Annotated in this window: 20 protein-coding genes and 1 pseudogene; 12 read left to right on the forward strand and 9 right to left on the reverse strand. The window is 41.1% G+C overall.

The window, feature by feature from the left end:
• The first annotated feature begins 148 nt into the window (after positions 1 to 148).
• Positions 149 to 2,701 (forward strand): glycoside hydrolase family 2 protein, encoded by a 2,553-nt coding sequence (locus H6A27_RS08520; RefSeq protein WP_239469643.1) that lies wholly within the window; start codon positions 149 to 151, stop codon positions 2,699 to 2,701.
• Between the two features lie 404 nt (positions 2,702 to 3,105).
• Positions 3,106 to 3,480 (forward strand): annotated as a pseudogene (locus H6A27_RS08525) (sensor histidine kinase); the annotation flags it as partial.
• Positions 3,481 to 3,546: 66 nt separating this feature from the next.
• On the opposite strand, the gene H6A27_RS08530 reads toward H6A27_RS08525, so the two are convergent.
• The 4 genes from H6A27_RS08530 to H6A27_RS08545 all read right to left on the reverse strand — a co-directional run bounded on the left by H6A27_RS08530 (position 3,547) and on the right by H6A27_RS08545 (position 7,046).
• Positions 3,547 to 3,975 (reverse strand): sigma-70 family RNA polymerase sigma factor, encoded by a 429-nt coding sequence (locus H6A27_RS08530; RefSeq protein WP_204404581.1) that lies wholly within the window; start codon positions 3,973 to 3,975, stop codon positions 3,547 to 3,549.
• A 207-nt stretch (positions 3,976 to 4,182) separates the two neighbouring features.
• A complete protein-coding gene (gene groL / locus H6A27_RS08535) occupies positions 4,183 to 5,820 on the reverse strand; it encodes a chaperonin GroEL (RefSeq protein WP_204508404.1) in 1,638 nt (545 codons plus the stop codon).
• Positions 5,821 to 5,938: 118 nt separating this feature from the next.
• Positions 5,939 to 6,211 (reverse strand): co-chaperone GroES, encoded by a 273-nt coding sequence (locus H6A27_RS08540; protein ID WP_154043459.1) that lies wholly within the window; start codon positions 6,209 to 6,211, stop codon positions 5,939 to 5,941.
• A 211-nt stretch (positions 6,212 to 6,422) separates the two neighbouring features.
• Complete coding sequence (locus H6A27_RS08545; RefSeq protein WP_204508406.1) at positions 6,423 to 7,046, reverse strand: Crp/Fnr family transcriptional regulator; 624 nt, start codon at positions 7,044 to 7,046, stop codon at positions 6,423 to 6,425.
• A 247-nt stretch (positions 7,047 to 7,293) separates the two neighbouring features.
• Here H6A27_RS08545 and H6A27_RS08550 point away from each other — a divergent pair, with 247 nt between their 5' ends.
• Together H6A27_RS08550 and H6A27_RS08555 are read left to right on the forward strand one after the other, a co-directional pair.
• Entirely contained in the window at positions 7,294 to 7,659 is a 366-nt protein-coding gene (locus H6A27_RS08550) for a BlaI/MecI/CopY family transcriptional regulator (protein ID WP_154043462.1), read from the forward strand.
• 25 nt (positions 7,660 to 7,684) lie between these two features.
• A complete protein-coding gene (locus tag H6A27_RS08555; RefSeq protein WP_204508407.1) occupies positions 7,685 to 9,697 on the forward strand; it encodes a M56 family metallopeptidase in 2,013 nt (670 codons plus the stop codon).
• A gap of 171 nt (positions 9,698 to 9,868) precedes the next feature.
• On the opposite strand, the gene efp is transcribed toward H6A27_RS08555, so the two are convergent.
• Positions 9,869 to 10,435 carry an elongation factor P gene (gene efp / locus H6A27_RS08560; protein ID WP_204404571.1) on the reverse strand — a complete coding sequence of 189 codons (567 nt, stop codon included), beginning with the start codon at positions 10,433 to 10,435 and terminating at the stop codon, positions 9,869 to 9,871.
• A 192-nt stretch (positions 10,436 to 10,627) separates the two neighbouring features.
• On the opposite strand from efp, the gene rpmH reads away from it, so the two are divergent.
• The 7 genes from rpmH (at position 10,628) to H6A27_RS08595 (ending at position 16,015) form a co-directional block, all read left to right on the forward strand.
• Complete coding sequence (rpmH, locus tag H6A27_RS08565; protein ID WP_004292199.1) at positions 10,628 to 10,789, forward strand: 50S ribosomal protein L34; 162 nt, start codon at positions 10,628 to 10,630, stop codon at positions 10,787 to 10,789.
• A gap of 141 nt (positions 10,790 to 10,930) precedes the next feature.
• On the forward strand, positions 10,931 to 11,581 hold the full coding sequence (locus tag H6A27_RS08570; RefSeq protein WP_204404569.1) for a PASTA domain-containing protein: 651 nt from the start codon (positions 10,931 to 10,933) through the stop codon (positions 11,579 to 11,581).
• 14 nt (positions 11,582 to 11,595) lie between these two features.
• The gene (locus H6A27_RS08575) at positions 11,596 to 12,663 is read left to right on the forward strand and encodes an RluA family pseudouridine synthase (RefSeq protein ID WP_204404567.1); all 1,068 of its coding nucleotides are present in this window, start codon (positions 11,596 to 11,598) and stop codon (positions 12,661 to 12,663) included.
• 106 nt (positions 12,664 to 12,769) lie between these two features.
• Entirely contained in the window at positions 12,770 to 13,756 is a 987-nt protein-coding gene (locus H6A27_RS08580; protein ID WP_204404565.1) for a D-alanine--D-alanine ligase, read from the forward strand.
• A gap of 32 nt (positions 13,757 to 13,788) precedes the next feature.
• Positions 13,789 to 14,943, forward strand: coding sequence for a 1-acyl-sn-glycerol-3-phosphate acyltransferase (locus tag H6A27_RS08585; protein WP_204404563.1), 1,155 nt, complete (start codon positions 13,789 to 13,791; stop codon positions 14,941 to 14,943).
• Positions 14,940 to 15,596: a NigD1/NigD2 family lipoprotein gene (locus H6A27_RS08590; protein WP_204404561.1), complete on the forward strand. Its 657-nt coding sequence runs from the start codon at positions 14,940 to 14,942 to the stop codon at positions 15,594 to 15,596. The genes H6A27_RS08585 and H6A27_RS08590 overlap by 4 nt, the downstream gene beginning before the upstream one ends.
• A gap of 17 nt (positions 15,597 to 15,613) precedes the next feature.
• Complete coding sequence (locus H6A27_RS08595; RefSeq protein WP_204404587.1) at positions 15,614 to 16,015, forward strand: rhodanese-like domain-containing protein; 402 nt, start codon at positions 15,614 to 15,616, stop codon at positions 16,013 to 16,015.
• Between the two features lie 55 nt (positions 16,016 to 16,070).
• Here the strand turns inward: H6A27_RS08595 and H6A27_RS08600 are convergent, their stop codons facing one another.
• Together H6A27_RS08600 and H6A27_RS08605 are read right to left on the reverse strand one after the other, a co-directional pair.
• A complete protein-coding gene (locus tag H6A27_RS08600; RefSeq protein ID WP_204508409.1) occupies positions 16,071 to 17,033 on the reverse strand; it encodes a Rossmann-fold NAD(P)-binding domain-containing protein in 963 nt (320 codons plus the stop codon).
• A gap of 96 nt (positions 17,034 to 17,129) precedes the next feature.
• Positions 17,130 to 18,377: a glutamate-5-semialdehyde dehydrogenase gene (locus H6A27_RS08605; RefSeq protein WP_204508411.1), complete on the reverse strand. Its 1,248-nt coding sequence runs from the start codon at positions 18,375 to 18,377 to the stop codon at positions 17,130 to 17,132.
• Positions 18,378 to 18,586: 209 nt separating this feature from the next.
• Between H6A27_RS08605 and H6A27_RS08610 the strand changes: the two genes are divergently transcribed.
• Positions 18,587 to 18,820 (forward strand): DUF2007-related protein, encoded by a 234-nt coding sequence (locus H6A27_RS08610; RefSeq protein WP_204404555.1) that lies wholly within the window; start codon positions 18,587 to 18,589, stop codon positions 18,818 to 18,820.
• Positions 18,821 to 18,925: 105 nt separating this feature from the next.
• On the opposite strand, the gene rplQ is transcribed toward H6A27_RS08610, so the two are convergent.
• Positions 18,926 to 19,408, reverse strand: a complete 483-nt coding sequence (gene rplQ, locus H6A27_RS08615; protein WP_204404554.1) for a 50S ribosomal protein L17 — start codon at positions 19,406 to 19,408, stop codon at positions 18,926 to 18,928.
• Between the two features lie 3 nt (positions 19,409 to 19,411).
• A complete protein-coding gene (locus H6A27_RS08620) occupies positions 19,412 to 20,404 on the reverse strand; it encodes a DNA-directed RNA polymerase subunit alpha (RefSeq protein WP_204404551.1) in 993 nt (330 codons plus the stop codon).
• Position 20,405 lies beyond the last annotated feature (1 nt).

The raw sequence follows: 20,405 nt of genomic DNA on the forward strand, positions 1-20,405 counted from the left end.
GGTTGCTCCTCAGCAGAGCCTACTTCCTCTTAACATCCTGATACAAAGATATAAAACTAAAGTTAATTAATAATGAATTATCCAACTTTGTTTGGATTTTAAATGGAAAGGATATATGAAACATCATTTCTTTATAATAAGCTGCCTGATGCTGCTTTGTATTTGCAGCGCGGGATATGCCTATTCTCCGCGTGAAGTCATCAATCTGAACCGGGAATGGAAGTATATGCGCGGAGACTGCCGGGGAGCGGAGCAGACGGGATATGACGACAGCGGTTGGGAGCGTATCGGACTGCCCCATTCCTTCAGCATTCCGTACTTCATGTCGAGAGATTTCTACACAGGATACGGATGGTATCGCAAGCATGTCGCCTTTACGGAAAAGAATCTCTCGGGAAAAATCTTTATGGAGTTCGACGGCGTGTTTCAGGAGGCGGAGATATTTGTAAACGGAAAGTTCGTCGACCGCCATCGCGGGGGATATACCGGATTTTCAGTCGACATAACGGAGGCGGCGCAGGTGGGAGACAATCTGATTGCGGTGCGGGTAAACAATTTATGGCAGCCGACTCTTGCGCCGCGCGGCGGAGAACATGTATTCAGTGGGGGAATATACCGGAATGTCCGGTTGGTATTGAAGTCGTCCACCTACATCAACTGGTACGGAACGTTTGTCACGACATCCGGACTGGACACGAGCAACGGCGGATATGGGATTGTGAACGTTTCAACCGAGGTCAGGCATTCGGGAAACGATACTGACAACTTCCGTCTGGTATCCAATGTGCTGTCTCCCGACGGCCGGATTATCGCATCAGCCGAGAAAGAGATAGAGATGAAGGGCAATACGGCTCAAACCGTAAAGCAGACGACGGAAAAGATTGAGAATCCCTGCCTGTGGCATCCGTCACATCCGGTATTGTATAAGCTGGAGAGTCTGCTTTTCAAAGGCGACAAACTGATAGACCGGGATGAAACTTCGTTCGGCTTCCGCTGGTTTGAGTGGACAAAAGACCACGGCTTCTTTCTGAACGGGGAACATCTGTATTTTAAAGGAGTAAACGTACATCAAGACCAGGCCGGATGGGGCGATGCCGTAACGGACGCCGCCGCACGCCGCGATGTGGCTCTGGTTAAGGAAGCGGGATTCGACATGATTCGCGGTTCGCATTATCCGCATTCCCCGGCATTCGCGAAGGCGTGCGATGAAGAAGGCGTGCTTTTCTGGTCGGAAGCTCCCTTTTGGGCCACGGCCGGAGAAAAGAAAGACGGGTATTGGACGGCAAGCGCCTATCCCGTCCGGCAGGAAGACTGCGATGCTTTTGAAGAAAATGTCCTGCAACAATTGGAGGAGATGATACGCATCCACCGAAACCATCCTTCCATCATTGCATGGAGCATGTGTAACGAACCTTTTTTCACCACACCGGAAACGATGGACGGAGTAAGGAAACTGCTGAAGCGGATGGTAGACTATACGCATCTGCTTGATCCGACTCGACCGGCCGGCATAGGCGGAGCACAGCGTCCGTTAGGAGAAGAACGGATTGATCTGATAGGCGACATCGTGGGATATAACGGCGACGGAGCCACTATCCTCGATTTCCAGCAGCCTCCCATACCGAGCATGGTGACGGAATACGGGAGCACAAACGCCGACCGCCCGGGCGAATACATCCCGGGATGGGGAGACCTGGAGAAGAATGACGCATGGAAAGGCGTGGAGTGGCGGAGCGGACAGGCCATCTGGTGCGGGTTCGACCACGGAAGCCTCTTTGGGGAAGGAATGGCCAAACTGGGCATAATCGACTATTTCCGCATCCCGAAGCGCTCCTGGTACTGGTACCGCAACGTTTATGCCGGTGTCAACCCTCCGGTATGGAGCGTATCGGGTACCCCGGCCAAGCTGAGACTGGAAGCATCGCGATATACCGATATCAAGGCCGACGGTACAGACGATGTTCATCTGACCGTGACAGTCCTCGACGAGGAAGGCAGGGAACTGAGCAATTCACCGGATGTAAAACTTACTCTGATATCGGGTCCGGGAGAGTTTCCTACCGGCGGCAGCATCCTGTTCGAGGCGGGAAGCGACATCCGCATCATGGACGGAAAGGCGGCGATAGCCTTCCGCTCCTATTATGCAGGCGAGTCCGTCATCGAAGCCACCTCACCGGGACTGGAGCCTGCCCGCATCAAGCTGACTTTTACCGGAGCACCGGCCTACAAAGAAGGGGTCACTCCGAAGGTGGCAGACCGTCCGTATGTTCCTTTCTCCTTGCAGAAAAAGGGGAAGATACAGAGCTTCGGGCTGAACAATCCCGCATTCGCGAGCAGTGCTGCTGACGGACACTCCACAGGATATGCTGCCGACGGCAAGTTTGATACGTGGTGGGAACCCGAAAGTTCTGACCAAAATGTCTATTGGACGCTTGATACGGAACGTTCCCTGATGCTGAGTGAAGTCAGCATACGGTTCGCTTCTACAGACCGATACCAATATAAGGTGGAAGTGTCAGAAGACAACAAGAATTGGATGCTGGTCTCAGACAAGACAGGCAACAAGAATCCGGTCGGATCGGACAAGATAAAACCCGAAAAGACGGTGAAGATGCACTATCTTCGCCTCAGCTTCCCCCAGACCGGGAAATATGTAACGCCGAAGCTTGCCGAGGTGGAAATTCTGGGACAATTGGATTAAGCAGGTTTGGACAGCATCCGCCTGCGCGATGATGCGGTCAGAACAGATTTTTGACCGTAACAAGAATTTTCTCATGTCCGACGGACTGAACGGAAACAGAAAAGAGTCTTGCTCTGGGATGCCCTCAAGAGCAAGACTCTTTCCTGTTTTCAGTCAATCTGCAAGCTGATGTCCTTGCCTTCCGCAACAATCAGCAGTTCTTTCCGTTCCGCATCATACTGCCAGTCGGCCGCATCCTTTACCGAGGACACGGCAGGCATATTCCGCAATATAAAGGCATAGCGGGATGAACGGTCGGATTTCAGTCGGAGCTCACCCTTAGCTTCATCAAAAGAGACCGTGCAATCGTAATATTCCGTACCGTCGCCCTGCGGCAGATTGAAGGGCTGCGTCTGATACCGGACAATGTGGCCTTTACCCGCCAGATAGAGCCGGAAGACCTTATGGTATATGCCGACCCGAACCTGATTCGCCAGGTTCTCATCAATCTGTTCAAGAATGCGATGCAGGCCATCGGCACGGACAGAGGGCGCATCCACATCCGTGCATACAGTGCGGCCGATGAGCATGTGTTCGTTTATGTGAGCAATGACGGGCCGGTCATCCCGGAAGGTGAGGCGGAAGAGATTTTTGTTCCTTTCTTTACGACCAAGAAAGAGGGAAGCGGCATCGGCCTGTCCCTTTCCCGTCAGATTATGAAGCTGTCGGGCGGAAGCATCAGCCTGCTGCGGGCCGGAACGAACGGGTGGAACACGACGTTTGTGATGGAATTTGAGTGAAAGTGCGGCTTGTGTTTCGCGGCGCGACGGGGGATAAGAGATTTTTGGTCTTGTCCGGAAAAGATTCTAATGCCCGGAAGCCATACATTTCGTCAGTATGAAAATCAAGAGCGGCAGGTAATCGCGCAGGTCTTTGCGCAGCTGTTTCAGCGCCTGCTGCATGCGGTAGTCCACTGTCTTGGTGGGGATGTTGAGCTGTTCCGCTATCTCGCGGTAGGTTTTCTCCTTGAAACGGTGCATGATGAATACTTCCCGGTAAGATTCCGGCAGTGCGTCGACGGCCTCTTTGATTCGTCTGGAAAGTTCCTGAAACTGATAAAAGTCGGCATCTTCCATCATCTCCTGCATTTCGTTGAAGAAGCGAGTGTCTGCCATGCCCTTTATTTCGTTGCGTTTGATTTGGTTTAGCGCCCTTCGGTACACGCATTTCAGCAGATAGCTGCTTAAAGAAGAGTTTATCACATGGCTGTCGCGATGTTCCCATAACCATATCATCGTTTCTTCGGCATGGATGCAAATATAATCATTTTTTCGCTTTCGGGGAAATATAAAAACAACGCATGAATAACATCTTTATGAAATTCATGCGTTGTTTTGTCTTTATTCCAGAATGAATAATGTTATATTAAATATAAGACTCCTGCCAAACATCAGTCCGACAGGAGTCTAATATCAATATTTTATGTGATTAAAAGGGGAAGATTACATCATGCCACCCATGCCGCCCATTCCTGGAGCGCCCATTGGCATTTCAGGTTTGTCTTCTTTCTTTTCAACAATTACACATTCAGTAGTCAAGAACATACCTGCTATTGAAGCTGCATTTTCAAGAGCAACACGAGTTACTTTTGCAGGATCTACTACACCGGCAGCATGCAAATGTTCGTAAACGTCAGTACGTGCATTGTAACCGAAGTCACCTTCACCTTCACGTACTTTCTGTACCACTACAGCACCTTCCTTACCTGCGTTAGCTACAATCTGGCGAAGAGGTTCCTCAATAGCACGTTTGATGATTTCGATACCTGTTGTTTCGTCAGCATTGTCACCCTTCATGCCTTCCAATGCATCGATAGCACGGATATAAGTTACACCACCTCCAGGTACTATACCTTCTTCGATAGCGGCACGAGTTGCGCACAATGCGTCGTCAACACGGTCTTTCTTTTCCTTCATTTCCACTTCGCTGGCAGCACCTACATAAAGAACTGCTACACCACCTGACAATTTAGCTAGACGTTCCTGAAGTTTTTCCTTATCGTAGTCAGAAGTAGAGTTCTTGATTTCAGCTTTAATCTGGTTGATACGTTCCTGAATAAGTTCCTTGTTTCCTGCACCGTTTACGATAGTAGTATTTTCCTTAGAAACAGTAACCTTATCGCAAGTACCAAGCATTTCGAGAGTAGCCTGTTCAAGTTTCAAACCTTTTTCTTCGCTGATAACTACACCGCCGGTCAATACTGCGATATCTTCAAGCATAGCCTTACGACGGTCGCCGAAGCCCGGAGCCTTAACAGCACATATCTTCAACTGACCACGCAGACGGTTTACTACAAGTGTAGTCAATGCTTCGCTGTCAACATCTTCTGCTATAACCAACAAAGGACGTCCGCTCTGTACAGCAGGTTCAAGGATAGGCAAGAAATCTTTCAGGTTAGAAATCTTCTTGTCATAGATAAGAATGTATGGGTGTTCCATTACACATTCCATCTTTTCTGTATCTGTTACGAAGTAAGCTGACAAGTAACCACGGTCGAACTGCATACCTTCTACAACACCGATTGTAGTGTCAGTACCTTTAGCTTCCTCGATAGTGATAACACCGTCTTTTGAAACCTTGCGCATAGCATCTGCAATAAGCTTACCGATAACAGGATCGTTGTTTGCAGAGATTGTAGCAACCTGTTCAATCTTATCATAGTTATCACCTACAGTTTCAGCCTGTGACTTGATAGATTCCACTACCTTTGCAACAGCCTTGTCGATACCACGTTTCAAGTCCATCGGGTTTGCGCCTGCAGTAACGTTCTTCAAACCTACACCTACGATAGCCTGAGCCAATACAGTTGCAGTAGTAGTACCGTCACCGGCATCATCACCAGTCTTTGAAGCTACAGATTTCACAAGCTGTGCGCCTGTATTCTGGAATGCGTCAGCCAATTCTATTTCTTTAGCTACCGTCACACCATCTTTAGTGATGTGAGGAGCACCGAATTTCTTTTCAATGATTACATTACGTCCTTTAGGACCAAGTGTTACTTTCACTGCATTAGCAAGTTCGTCCACACCTTTTTTCAACTGATCGCGAGCGTCGATGTTGAAGAGAATATCTTTTGCCATAATTTTATTAGTTTTTTAAGTTTGTGAGATTATGAGTTTGTGAGTTTTTTAGCCTGTTAGTCAATATATTTTCCAAAACCAACTTCGGAACTTAAAAACTCAAGAACTTAAATAAATATTATTCCACTACAGCGAGTACGTCACTCTGACGCATCATCAGGTATTTTACACCTTCGTGTTCAATTTCAGTACCGGAATATTTTCCATATAAAACAGTATCATTAACTTTCAATACCATTTCTTCGTCTTTAGTACCGTTGCCTACCGCAATTACTTTACCTTGTAATGGTTTTTCTTTTGCTGTATCAGGTATGATGATACCGCCGATAGTTTTTTCTTCTGCCGGAGCAGGAAGAATCAGAACTCTGTCTGCTAATGGTTTAATAGTCATAATTGTATATTTTTTATTGTTATTGTCTTTAATATATATTGTCTTTCGACGTTAGTCACAACTACCAAAACCGTGCCAAATTTATAATCTGTCATATTGACATAATATCTCTTCATAAAGCATATATAACACTGACATATAATCAGTCGTGAAACATATTTATATTGCTAAATATCCTGTTGTTCTAAAACGGCAGGATATTTTTCCTAACTCACGATTTTAACAATCTATACCCTTCTTCTGTCTTTATCAATACACCTTCCTCAACCATAGCCGACAACGTGCGCGACAGCGACGGGCGTGCCACTCCCATTATAAAGGCCACATCCTGAATATTGGTTATTACAGCATTACGCTGCAGATAGCTTACAATTCTTGTACTCATATTCTGTAAGGCAAACTCATTCAGTTTACGACTCAGAAAGACACTCCTGTCTGATATCTGACGTAGAAAATTTCTCAGAAGAGCATCGTCAGTTTCCATCATCTTAAGAAAATCATCTTTCGACAGAGACCATATTATGACTTCATCCTCGGCCTGCAGTGTCACCGGAAATCTGTTTTCAGTACCGTAAATAAATGCAGGCGCCAGCATTTCAGGAGCCGAAAGATGTTCAATAACTATTTCCTTTCCATCGGCATTCGTCATTTTGGCAAGCAGTGTACCCTGACACAACAGCGACAATGATTTACACAAGCTATCCTGAAGAACGACAATATCGCCTTTCTTGTACGAAGAAATCTTATTGGAAGCATTCTTCAGAAATTCCGCTATCCCATCTTTGTTTACTCCTTCAAAAAGAGTGAAATCCAATATGTCATAAAATCGTCCCATATACATATATATTAATCATTTTTATCAGTCATTGTAACATCTGTTACGTAATAACTCCCGCGTAAAAATAATAACAATCCTATTAGCCACAAATTCAAATCACATTAATTATAACTGTATGAGGATATATTTTATATTGACAGGAAACGACATTTACCGGTATTAATCATCTTTAACTATAAAAATTAGTTGAGCAACTATATTTTTTAGTTACTTTGTCACAAACGAAAATCTAAAGCAAAGCCTTATGAAAAAACTGACATCAAAAGAAGAGGAAATCATGGAACTTTTCTGGGAAAAAGGTCCATTGTTCGTGAAAGAGCTCCTTTCATTTTATGACGAACCGAAACCGCATATTAACACACTGTCAACAATTGTACGCGGATTGGAAGACAAAGGGTATATAGGCCATAAGGCATACGGAAATACATTCCAGTATTATGCCACTGTGAGCCGAAATGATTTCAGCACCAGCACATTAAAAAATGTAATTAGCAAATATTTCAATAATTCCTACCTTAATGTAGTATCTTCCTTAGTTAAGGAAGAAGACATATCAATTGACGAGCTTAAAGAACTTATAAAGAAAGTTGAAGAAGAGAACAGGAAATAAGCAATGATAGAAAAAGTTTAATAATATGGGAACACTACTTATATATATACTGAAATCGGCTGTTTGTCTGGCAGTATTCTATCTGTTCTACAAACTGCTGATGAGTCGCGAAACTTTTCATCGTTTCAATCGTTTCTCTCTTCTTGGCTTGATGATTATATGTTCCATAATTCCTTTCGCAAAGATAAGTATGGATACCCCGGATGAAACTGTTCAGGTTGAAATATCTATGGACGAGTCACTGATGATGCCTGTCATGGTCGATGAAAATATAGCAACAGAAGCCAGTGATATCTCTACGATGGAATATATCACCACATTTGCAGCCATCATATACATCACCGGAATTCTGTTCTTTGCCGTAAAAGAGATTTTACAGTTCATAAAAGTGCTGAACATAACGCACAAGGGTAAAGAGGAAGATATCAGTCTGTATGTAAAAGATAATACCGGAAACATAAGACTGATAGTGACAGACGAAAAAATATCACCTTTCAGCTGGATGAACCGTATAGTTATATCACGTACCGACCTGAAAGAAAACGGGAAAGAGATATTATGTCACGAAATGGCACACATATCCAACCATCATTCCATCGACCTTATTCTGGCAGATATATGCATACTCCTGCAATGGTTCAACCCGGCATCATGGCTTATAAAATCGGAACTTCAGAACGTACATGAATTTGAAGCCGACGAAACAGTAATAAGAAACGGAATAGACGCAAAGAATTATCAATTATTATTAATAAAAAAAGCTGTCGGCTCAAGGCTCTACTCAATCGCCAACAGCTTTAATCACAGTAAACTTAAAAAACGTATCACTATGATGATGAAAAAGAAATCCAGCCCATGGGCACGCGCGAAGTATCTCTACGTACTTCCACTGGCAGCTGTAGCAGTTGCCGCCTTTGCCCATCCTGAAATCTCAAAATTAAGTGACGAGATTTCAAGTGTCAAAGTTAATGATTTTTCGGCAATTACGAAAAATCATGAGGTAGAAAACACTTATTCCAAACCTAACGGACTTATTCTGGTGAAAGGTACAGTAGTTGACGATGCCACCGGAAAAGCGATAAGGGGAGCCAGCATCCTGGAAAGAGGTACTACAAACGGAACGATCTCAGATGAGAACGGAGATTTCACATTACGAACTACAGAAAACTCCGTAATAATAATTTCATTCATCGGGAAACAGACTTATACTTTCATAGCGTCGGAAATGGAAATAAAAGGATTAAAAAATAACCCCATAAAGCTTAAGGACGATGTGCAGAATATGGACGAGATAGTTGTAGTGGGATATGAACCGGCCGAGCAACCAAAGAAAGAAGAAAAAGTTCAGCAGAAAGCCGGAAATGAGGAGGAAGTATTCATAGTAGTGGAACAGATGCCTGAATTCCCCGGTGGCATGTCCGAATGCTTAAAATATATAGCCCGCAACATCAAATATCCTACACTTGCACAGGAAGCAAAAATTGAAGGACGTGTAATAGTCAGATTCGTTGTAGGTATAGACGGATACACATCAAACTTCGAGATTCTACACAGTGTATGTCCGGCCTTAGATGCGGAAGCCATCAGAGTTTTGGCACAAATGCCTAAATGGAAACCTGGCATGCAAAGGGGTGTTGCTGTTCCTGTGAAATACACCGTTCCTGTAACCTTTAAACTTGAAAAACAAAATACGCCCCAAACGCAAACCATTAAAAGTAATCCGGTTATGCCCGGAAACGTAAGTTTCAACAAGTCATTGGAGAATGTCCTGATTGTTATAGACGAGAAAGTGGCATCACAGCAAGAATTCAGTGCCTTGAAACCTCAAAACATTGAAAGCATACATGTCATAAAAGAAGAGAACAAGGCACAGGAGATATTCCGTAAATACGGTGTATTCGACAAGAAAGAAGGAGTGATAATTATTAAGACGAAAGTATGGAACGAAGAACCCACAGTAACTCTTAGCGTTGACAAAATGGACAATAAAATAGCAAAAATAATAAAAGACAAGCTGATTAACGACTACAAAAAATAGGCTAATAAAAAACGTGCGCACATTCGATTTAAAACGTGCGTTCATTTAATCCAAAACGTGCGCACGTTTTACTTAAAACGCCTTGTCGTTTTTTTAAAAGATATGCTCCCCCTATCAGAGTTCTGAAAGAGGGAGCATTTATACTATTAAAATTCGTGCAAAAACAAATTATCAAGCCTTAACACGACCTACGTATGAACCATCGCGAGTATCAACTTCGATGATTTCATCCTGATTGATGAACAATGGAACACGTACTGTAGCACCTGTTTCTACTGTAGCAGGTTTAGTCGCGTTTGTAGCAGTATCACCCTTCAATCCCGGTTCTGTATAAGTAACCTTCAACTGAACCTTAACAGGCAATTCTGCGAAAAGGATAGTTTCAGTAGAAGCGTCAGAAACAACTTCGATAACCATCTCTTCCTTCAAGAAGTCAACACCTTCGATAAGATCGTGTGCGATAGGCACCTGTTCGTAAGTTTCCTGATTCATGAAGATATAGTCAGCACCTTCCTTATACAAGTACTGGTAAGGACGACGTTCAACACGTACATCTTCAAGTTTTTCACCAATATTGAAACGACGTTCCAAAACGTAACCGTCAACAACATCTTTCAGTTTTGTACGCATGAAAGTGTTTCCTTTACCCGGTTTTACATGAAGGAAGTCAATACAGAAATAAATCTTGCCATCCATACGGATTGCTGTTCCGATTTTAATGTCTTGAGCATTAATCATAAGTAGAAATCTTTATATAAATATGTAATAATTGATATTCAGAGTAATAATTCGGGTGCAAAATTAATCTAAATCACGAAAAAACGCAAAAAGTTTTGTGTAAAAATGACTTATATCTTTGATTATTAAAAAAAAGTCACTAATTTTGCAGCCCGAACGCATAGAATAATAACATAAATAGTATATACGAAAATGAAAAGAACATTCCAACCCTCTAACAGAAAGAGAAAAAACAAACACGGTTTCCGTGAAAGAATGGCTACTGCAAATGGTCGCCGAGTATTGGCTGCACGTCGTGCTAAAGGTCGTAAAAAATTGACTGTATCTGACGAATACAACGGAGTCAAGGCTTAAGCCGTGCTTTGGAATTAAGATTTAAGAAAAGCCGCAAGATATTGGTAACAGTATTTTGCGGCTTTTTCTGTTGTTTATTTTTCTGCCAATAAAACGAATAACCAAAAAAATCGTATCTTTGTCGAAAATATTCAACAAATTATGATAGGATTTAAAGACTTCTTTTCGTTCCGGAAAAACAAATTATTCTGGATTAATATAATTGGCATAATCGTAGTGTTAATAATCATAACATTAGGAACCTTAGTATGGCTCGATTCATATACAAGACACGGAGAAGCACATATAGTGCCTGACGTAAAAAACAAGAACATTGTGGAAGCTGAAATGATTCTAAATGAAAGCACGATGAAATGTGTTGTGGTCGATTCCAATTATGTTAAAGGAGTTCCTGAAGGTATGGTCCTCGAACAAATACCTGTAGCAGGAGCAAAAGTTAAGGAAGGCAGAACTATATATCTTACTATCACAACTACTTCTGTACCACTGGTACAACTGCCGGATATTATCGACAACAGTTCTATAAGACAAGCGGAAGCAAAACTAAAAAGTATGGGATTCAAGCTGACTGAACCTGAACTTGTTCCAGGTGAACAGGACTGGATCTACGGTATCAAATACAGGGGCAGAGACCTGAAATCAGGTGATAAGGTTCCGAACGAAGCTATGCTGACATTATGTGTTGGCGATACCCATTTAAGGGATTCGCTCGCAATGGATTCAACATATATTGATATGAATTCTATACCTCAATCGGACGAAGAGGCAAAAGTTGATGATTCATGGTTCTAACTAATTGAATGAGAATGGCTGAAGATATTTTTCTTGATGATATAGACGATACATTAGACGATATTGAACCGACCGGTAACTCAGGTGAGCTGTATGAACATTTCAAGGTAGTTGTTGACAAAGGGCAATCGCCGGTAAGAATTGACAAATATCTTTTCGAAAGGATAGTAAACGCCTCAAGAAACAGGATACAGAGTGCGGCCGACGCAGGGTTTGTGATGGCAAACGGGAAACCGGTAAAGAGCAGCTATAAGGTGAAACCTATGGATGTCCTGACAGTAATGATGGACCGTCCGAAATACGAAAATGACATTATTCCGGAAGATATTCCGTTAGATATAGTTTACGAAGATAGCGAGCTAATGGTCATAAACAAGCCAGCCGGTCTTGTAGTACACCCGGGATGCGGAAATTATCACGGAACATTGGTTAATGCCATAGCATGGCATCTGAGAGATGTACCTACGTACGATCCCAATGACCCACAAGTAGGATTGGTACACCGCATAGACAAAGATACTTCAGGATTATTGGTTATTGCAAAAACACCTGACGCAAAAACGAGTCTCGGCATGCAATTCTACAACAAGACTACAAAACGTGAATACAATGCGTTGGTATGGGGAATTGTGGAAGAAGACGAAGGTACTATTACAGGCAACATCGGACGTAACCCTAAAGACAGAATGCAGATGGCTGTCCTGTCCGACCCGAATCAGGGTAAACATGCTGTTACACACTATAAAGTCCTGGAGAGATTGGGATATGTCACACTTGTGAAGTGTGTACTCGAAACAGGAAGAACACATCAGATACGTGTACACATGAAACATATCGGACACGTACTCTTCAACGACGAAAGATATGGAGGACATGAAATTCTGAAAGGTACTCATTTCAGTAAATACAGACAGTTCGTAAACAACTGTTTCGATATATGCCCAAGACAAGCTCTGCATGCAAAGACTTTGGGATTTGTACATCCCAAAACAGGAGAAGAGATGTTCTTCACTTCGGAACTGCCTGACGATATGACAGAACTGATTAACAGATGGAGAACTTATATCAGTAATAGAGAATAAATGAGTCTATAAGTTTATAAGTTACAAGTTTGTTTGCAATAACGAATAAAGAACTTAAAAACTTAATGCTCAGGAACTAAAGAACTTAAAAACTCAAAAACTTAAAATGAAACGTACGGTAGCAATTATTGCAGGCGGTGATTCTTCTGAACACGAAGTGTCAATGAACAGCGCAAAAGGAATTTATTCATTTATAGATAAAGAGAAATATAATCTATATATAGTAGAATTAAGCAAAAAGGCTTGGGAAGCTGTCCTTCCTGACGGTACCCGTTCTAAAATAGACAAGAATGATTTCAGTTTTATGGATGGTGAAAACAAAGTGAAACCTGATTTTGCCTACATTACTATACACGGTACTCCCGGCGAAAACGGTATCCTGCAGGGATATTTCGAATTGCTTGATATACCTTACTCTACTTGCGATGTTCTTGTGTCTGCAATGACTTTCAGCAAGTTTACGCTGAACCAGTATCTTAAGGGTTTCGGAATAAGAGTCGCTGAGTCAATGCTGGTAAACAAACGCTTCGGTATTGATAATAAAGACGTTGTAGAGAAGATAGGACTTCCATGCTTTATCAAGCCTAATGCAAGCGGTTCAAGCTTCGGGGTAACCAAAGTAAAGACAGAAGATCAGATTCAACCTGCACTTGAAGCCGCATTTGCCGAATCGGACGATGTGATGATAGAAGCTTTCATGGATGGCATAGAGCTGGCGAACGGATGCTATAAGACCAGAAACAAGTCTGTAGTATTTCCAATAACAGAAGTTGTAAGCGACAATGAGTTTTTCGATTATAACGCCAAATACAAAGGTGAAGTGACAGAAATAACCCCGGCACGTCTGAGTCCCGAACTTACTGAAAGGGTAAAGAAACTTACTTCGGCTATATATGACATCCTGGGATGCAAAGGTATAGTCAGAATAGATTATATCATAACAGAAGGCGAGAAGATTAATATGCTCGAGATAAATACTACTCCGGGTATGACTGCCACAAGCTTTATTCCACAACAGGTAAGAGCTGCAGGAATAGACATAAAAGATGTAATGACAGACATCATCGAAGAAGGACTCGAGAAACATTGCTAATTAACATTCAATAACCATAAATACTGCAAGCCATGAAAATACCTGCTGAATTTGACGAAATCCGCCCATATTCTCCGGAAGAACTACCACAGATTTTCGAAGAATTATTGTCTGACAAAGATTTTCAAGAAGTAATAAAAAAAGTATTACCCGACACTCCTATTGAGGCATTGGCCAATGTACTGAGAAACTGTAAGACAAACTTAGACGTTCAGAAAAATATTTTTTATGGATTGCTGCATGGTTTAATCAACAAATACAGCGACGGATTCAGCCTTGACAGTTCCATGATTAAAGAAAAGAACAAAGGCTATACTTTTATATCAAACCATAGGGATATTGTTTTGGATTCCGGTTTCCTTTCCGTAGGACTACTGGACAACGGTTTTCCGACAACTGTAGAAATAGCTATAGGCGACAATCTTTTAATCTATCCCTGGATTAAAAAGCTTGTACGTGTAAACAAAGCATTCATCGTGCAGAGGGCATTAAGCATGAGACAAATGCTTGAGGCCTCAGCAAGGATGTCAAGATATATACATTTCGCCGTAACTGAAAAACAGGAGAATATCTGGATAGCACAACGGGAAGGAAGAGCTAAGGACTCTAATGACCGTACACAGGACAGTGTGCTGAAAATGTTGGCTATGGGTGGTAAAGGTGATGTAATAGACAGTCTGAAGGAACTAAACATAGTACCTTTGTCATTGTCGTACGAATATGACCCTTGCGACTTCCTAAAAGCACAGGAAATGCAACTTAAAAGAGACATTGCCGGTTTCAAGAAAAGTCAGCAGGACGACCTTATCAACATGCAGACAGGTATATTCGGATATAAGGGAAGAATACATTTCCAGACAGGCCCCTGCATAAACGATGAACTGGAAGAATTGCGTGGACTTCCTAAAGTGGAAATATTTACTAAAGTATCCGAAATAATAGACAGGTATATCCACCTTAACTATAGGATGTATCCGGGCAACTATATTGCCTGCGACATGCTTAACGGAAACCAGGCCATGGCCGGACATTACACAGTTGAGGACAAAGCCAAGTTTGAAGCATATTTGGATAAGAAAATCGCACTGATAAATATACCCGGCAAGGATACGGATTTCCTGAAAAAAAGCATTCTGACGATGTATGCAAATCCTGCCATCAACCATATCCATGCAATAAAGGAATGAAAGCGAGACTTTACATAGCACTCCTGTCATGCATTATCGCAATATCATCGTGTAAGGAAGATGAGTATGTATATCCAAGTGTATTTACTGAGTTCGTAGATATCAAGACTGACGCATCCGGGAAATTGGCATATATCAACATTGATGACGGCAGTACATTCCAGATAAAGGATAGAAGCGGAATTGAAGGTTTTACTCCTGATTCAACCTACCGGTCACTGTCAATATACGAAATCCTGGATGAAAGTAATGGGGCTAATTTAGTCAGGCTTTATTCGTGTCAGTTTGTGATTTCAGTCGTTCCTACCACTGAAGATAAATTCACAAAAGGAATCAAGACTGACCCATTGGATATTGACAGGATATGGCGTTCAGGCAATTATATCAACATGGTTCTGGATATCATGGCTAAAGACAAATCTCATACATTGAATTTTGTTGATAATGGTATGACAGAAAATTCAGATGGAAGCAAGACACTGAATATAACCATATATCACGACCAGCGAAATGACTATGAGGCTTTTACAAAAAAAGCTTACGCTTCAATACCATTATGGCCATATAAAGATATAATGAAGGAAGGTGACAAGGTAACAATAAACATAAACACTTATAAAGAAGGGAATACTACAAGAGAGTTTTACTATTAAACATTTTGACAATTATGATATTAAAGAGTATTTATTTCATGTTCTTTGTATGCGTCTTTCTATTCGGAATGATGGCATGCAGCACTAAGCCAAAAGATAAATTCGCAAATCTTTCTTCAGATGAATTCGAGAAGCTAATATCAGAAGACAGCAATGTCCAGAGACTTGATGTACGCACTGTTGCCGAATACAGCGAAGGACACATACCAGGCAGCATTAATATAAATATTCTCGATGACAGATTTTCAGCACTGGCTGACGAGATTCTTGATAAATCACGACCTGTGGCTGTTTATTGCAAAAGTGGACGCAGAAGCAGAAATGCGGCAAGACTCCTTGTCAAAAAAGGATATACAGTTTTCAATCTCGATAAAGGTATCCTGAACTGGATTGATTTAGGCAAGGATATAGAGAAATAAAAAGAAGGCGGTTCAAGAACATTAAAGTTTCTTTAAACCGCCTTCTTAAATTATATTATAATGACTGTAACATGCGTTTAAGTACTACAGTCGCAGAAATTTCACGATTTGCAGCCTCAGGAATAACCAAAGATGTTGGAGCCTCAATCACATCATCAGTAACAATCATATTTCTACGAACAGGCAAACAATGCATGAAATAAGCATTATTGGTCACAGCCATGTGTTTGGAATCGACAGTCCAGTTCATATCCTTTGACAAGACCTTTCCATAATCTTCAGGATTGGTAACACCCGGACATGCCCAGTTCTTAGCATATATGAAATCCGCGCCTTCGAAAGCTTTAATCTGGTTGTATTCAACTTTTGCCCCACGCACAAACTTAGGGTCAAGTTCATATCCTTCAGGATGTGTAATTACGAAATCCACATTTGCCTCATTCATAAAATCCGCAAATGAATTAGGTACAGCCTGTGGCAAAGCTTTTGGATGAGGAGCCCATGTAAGAACTACTTTCGGCCGGTCCGTTTTCTTGTATTCCTCTATAGTAATAAGGTCCGCAAACGCCTGAAGAGGATGTCCTGTAGCTGCCTCCATAGAAAATACAGGCTTACCCGAATACTGGATAAACTGATTTAGGATTTTCTCCGTATAGTCGTCTGTACGGTTTACAAACTGTGCAAAAGAACGGACACCGATAATATCACAATATGAAGCCATAACAGGAATTGCCTCCAAAAGATGTTCACTTTTATCACCGTCCATAACTACTCCACGCTCTGTTTCAAGTTTCCATGCTCCTTGATTTACATCCAGTACAATAACGTCCATCCCTAAATTTCTGGCTGCTTTTTGTGTACTAAGACGTGTACGGAGACTATTATTAAAAAATATCAGCAAACATGTTTTATGCCTGCCTAATGACTCGTATTTATATCTGTCTTTCTTTATCTCGAATGCCTCAGCCAAAGCTGTTTTCAAGTCACCCAAATCGAATACGTTTGTATATGTTTTCATAAGTTCATGTATATAAATTAGACATCGTCGGCAAAAATACAATAAAAATACAACAAAATAAGCCCTTAACGAATATTATTACACAAATAAGTAAATTTACTTCCTTATTTGTCCATTACCCTCGATTATCCATTTATATGTTGTAATTTCCTTTAATCCCATAGGACCACGTGCATGAAGCTTCTGTGTGCTTATACCAATTTCTGCCCCCAAACCAAACTGGGCACCATCAGTAAAAGAAGTTGGAGCATTCACATAAACGCATGCGGCATCAACAGCTCGCTGGAAATACTGAGCTGCCTTCTTATCCTCAGTAACGATACATTCGCTATGTTTTGAGCTGTATTTGAATATATGTCCTATAGCCTCGTCAACACTATTTACAGTCTTGATAGCCATTTTATAATCAAGAAACTCAGTTCCATAACTCTCAGGCGTGGCATGTAGCAGTAAATCGGCCGGATAAAAGCCGCTTAAGGCTTGATAGGACGGCTTGTCTGCATATATCAAAACATTATTTGAAGAGAGTGGAGAGCAAAGCTGTGGCAAATCAGAGAGTCTGTCTGCATGCACCAGCAGACAGTCAAGAGCATTGCATACACTTACTCGTCTTGTCTTGGCATTATTAATTATCCTGGCTCCTTTATCTATGTCACCGGCCAAATCAAAGTAAGTATGACAAATCCCCGCACCTGTTTCTATTACAGGGACAGTTGACTCAGAACGGACAAAGTTAATAAGATTACTGCTGCCACGAGGTATAATCAAATCAACATAGCCGTTTGCATGAAGCAGTTCGGAAGTTGTTTCTCTGTCAGTAGGCAATAGGCAAACAATATTTGTGTCAAGGCCAAACTTGGAAAGTACACCTTTTATTACATCAACTATTGCCATATTTGAGTGATAAGCATCACTACCACCCTTCAGCACACATGCACTTCCACTCTTAAGACAAAGTGAAAATACATCAAAACTTACATTAGGTCGAGCCTCATATATAACTCCAATCACGCCGAAAGGAACGCTGACCTTCGTTAGCTTTAAACCATTAGGACGGACATCCTCATAAATGATATTACCCAAAGGTGAAGGCAACGAAGCGACATTACGAATATCAGAAGCTATATCCATAATTCTCTCTGCAGTGAGTTTTAATCTGTCATATTTGGGATTCGAAGAATCCATTAACTGTAAATCAAGCTGATTAGCTTTCAATATCACGTCGGTTTTATCTATAGCTGCATCAGCTACAGAGATAAGAACTTCATTAATTTTCTTTGAATCAAGAAGAGCTAACTTACGCGAAGCAAGTTTAACAGCTTCTAAAGTTTCATTTAGCTTCATAAATCAACACTTTTAAATCTTGTATTCGCAAAAATATGATTAAAATTTGAATTATGATAATTTACAGGATAAAAAACGATATTTAAAGGAAGTAATGCTGTTAGCTACTATAAATCGTCAAAAAGCTTGCTTTTAAAAAGAAAAAAACTTAACTTTGGGAATAACAGAGATAGTTAACCATAATTATTAACCATTAAAGAACAATGACTATGGCAGAAATCAATTATGACTCATTAGTAGAAGTTTTCAAAGGTAACCTTTGGGAAGCAGAATTAGTAAAAGGCTTGTTAGAATCCGAAGGAGTTCAAGCTATGGTAAAGGACGAAACCTTATCTGCAGTTACATCACCTTACTCTGGCATGGGAGGCGCTGTATTAGTATTGGTTAATAAGGAAGAAGAAGTTTATGCCAGAAAACTTGTTTCAGAAAGGAATAGCGCTTGATTAAATATTATAATACAAAAGAAGAGAAATGAAATATTACAAAAAAAATAAAAAGCTGCCTCAAGACTTCTTGAGACAGCTTTTTTATATATAGCATTTACAGAATTATTCAGCTTTAGGGGCTTCCTCTGTTGTTGCTTCAGTTGTTTCTGCTGGAGCTTCAGTAGCAGCAGATTTCTTAGAACGACGTGTACGAGTTGTTTTCTTAACAGCAGCTTTAGCCATGTTTTCGTTGTAGTCAACCAACTCGATGAAACACATTTCAGCGTTGTCACCCAAACGGTTTCCAGTCTTGATGATACGAGTGTATCCACCTGGACGATCTGCAACCTTAACAGAGATTTCCTTGAAAAGTTCTGTTACAGCAAACTTGTCCTGCAAGTTACTAAATACTACACGGCGTGAGTTTGTTGTATCTTCCTTAGATTTAGTAATCAAAGGTTCAACGAACTTTTTCAAAGCTTTAGCCTTCGCAACAGTCGTAGTGATTCTTTTGTGCTTAATCAAAGAACAAGCCATGTTTGACAACATTGCGTTTCTATGAGAAGCAGTACGACCTAAATGGTTAAATTTTTTATTATGTCTCATTTTTTATTCTTTATCTAATTTATATTTAGAAATATCTGTTCCAAACGTAAGATTCAGACTCTCGAGCAAATCATCAAGCTCAGTGAGCGATTTCTTTCCAAAGTTTCTGAACTTAAGGAGGTCAGTCTTATTGAACTGCACAAGATCACCGAGTGTTTCAACATCAGCAGCTTTCAGACAGTTAAGTGCACGAACTGAAAGATCCATATCTACTAACTTAGTCTTAAGCAATTGTCTCATGTGCAATACTTCTTCATCGAATTCCTCATTACTGTCAGCATCTGATGCTTCAAGAGTAATCTTTTCATCAGAGAACAACATAAAGTGATGAATCAATATTTTTGCAGCTTCTTTAAGAGCATCCTTTGGATGTATGGAACCATCCGTACTAATCTCAAGTACAAGTTTTTCAAAGTCAGTCTTCTGTTCTACACGGAAGTTTTCAACTGAATACTTGACATTACGTATAGGAGTATAAATAGAATCAATAGGAATTACATTAACATCAGTGCAATATACTCGATTTTCATCGGCTGGTACATATCCACGACCTTTGTTAATTGTAATATCTATTTGCATAGTTGCTTTTGAGTCTAAATGGCAAATAACCAATTCAGGATTTAACACTTCAAATCCGGTCAAATGCTTACCGATGTCACCTGCTTTGAATTCAGTAGAATTCTCAACAGTAATGCTGACACTTTCATTTTCGTATTCGTCAACTATTTGCTTGAACCTTACTTGTTTCAGATTCAAGATAATGTTAGTCACATCTTCTTTTACACCAGGAACAGTTGCAAACTCATGTTCAACACCTTCAATACGAATTGTATTGATTGCATAACCTTCCAAAGAAGAAAGAAGAATACGGCGTAAAGCATTACCTACGGTAATACCGAAACCGGGTTCAAGCGGACGGAATTCAAACTTACCGAATTTGGAATCCGCTTCTAACATTAATACTTTATCTGGTTTTTGAAATGCTAATATCGCCATG

The organism is Bacteroides caecigallinarum (genome assembly GCF_016902295.1).
GTDB classification, from domain to species: Bacteria; Bacteroidota; Bacteroidia; order Bacteroidales; family Bacteroidaceae; genus Phocaeicola; species Phocaeicola caecigallinarum_A.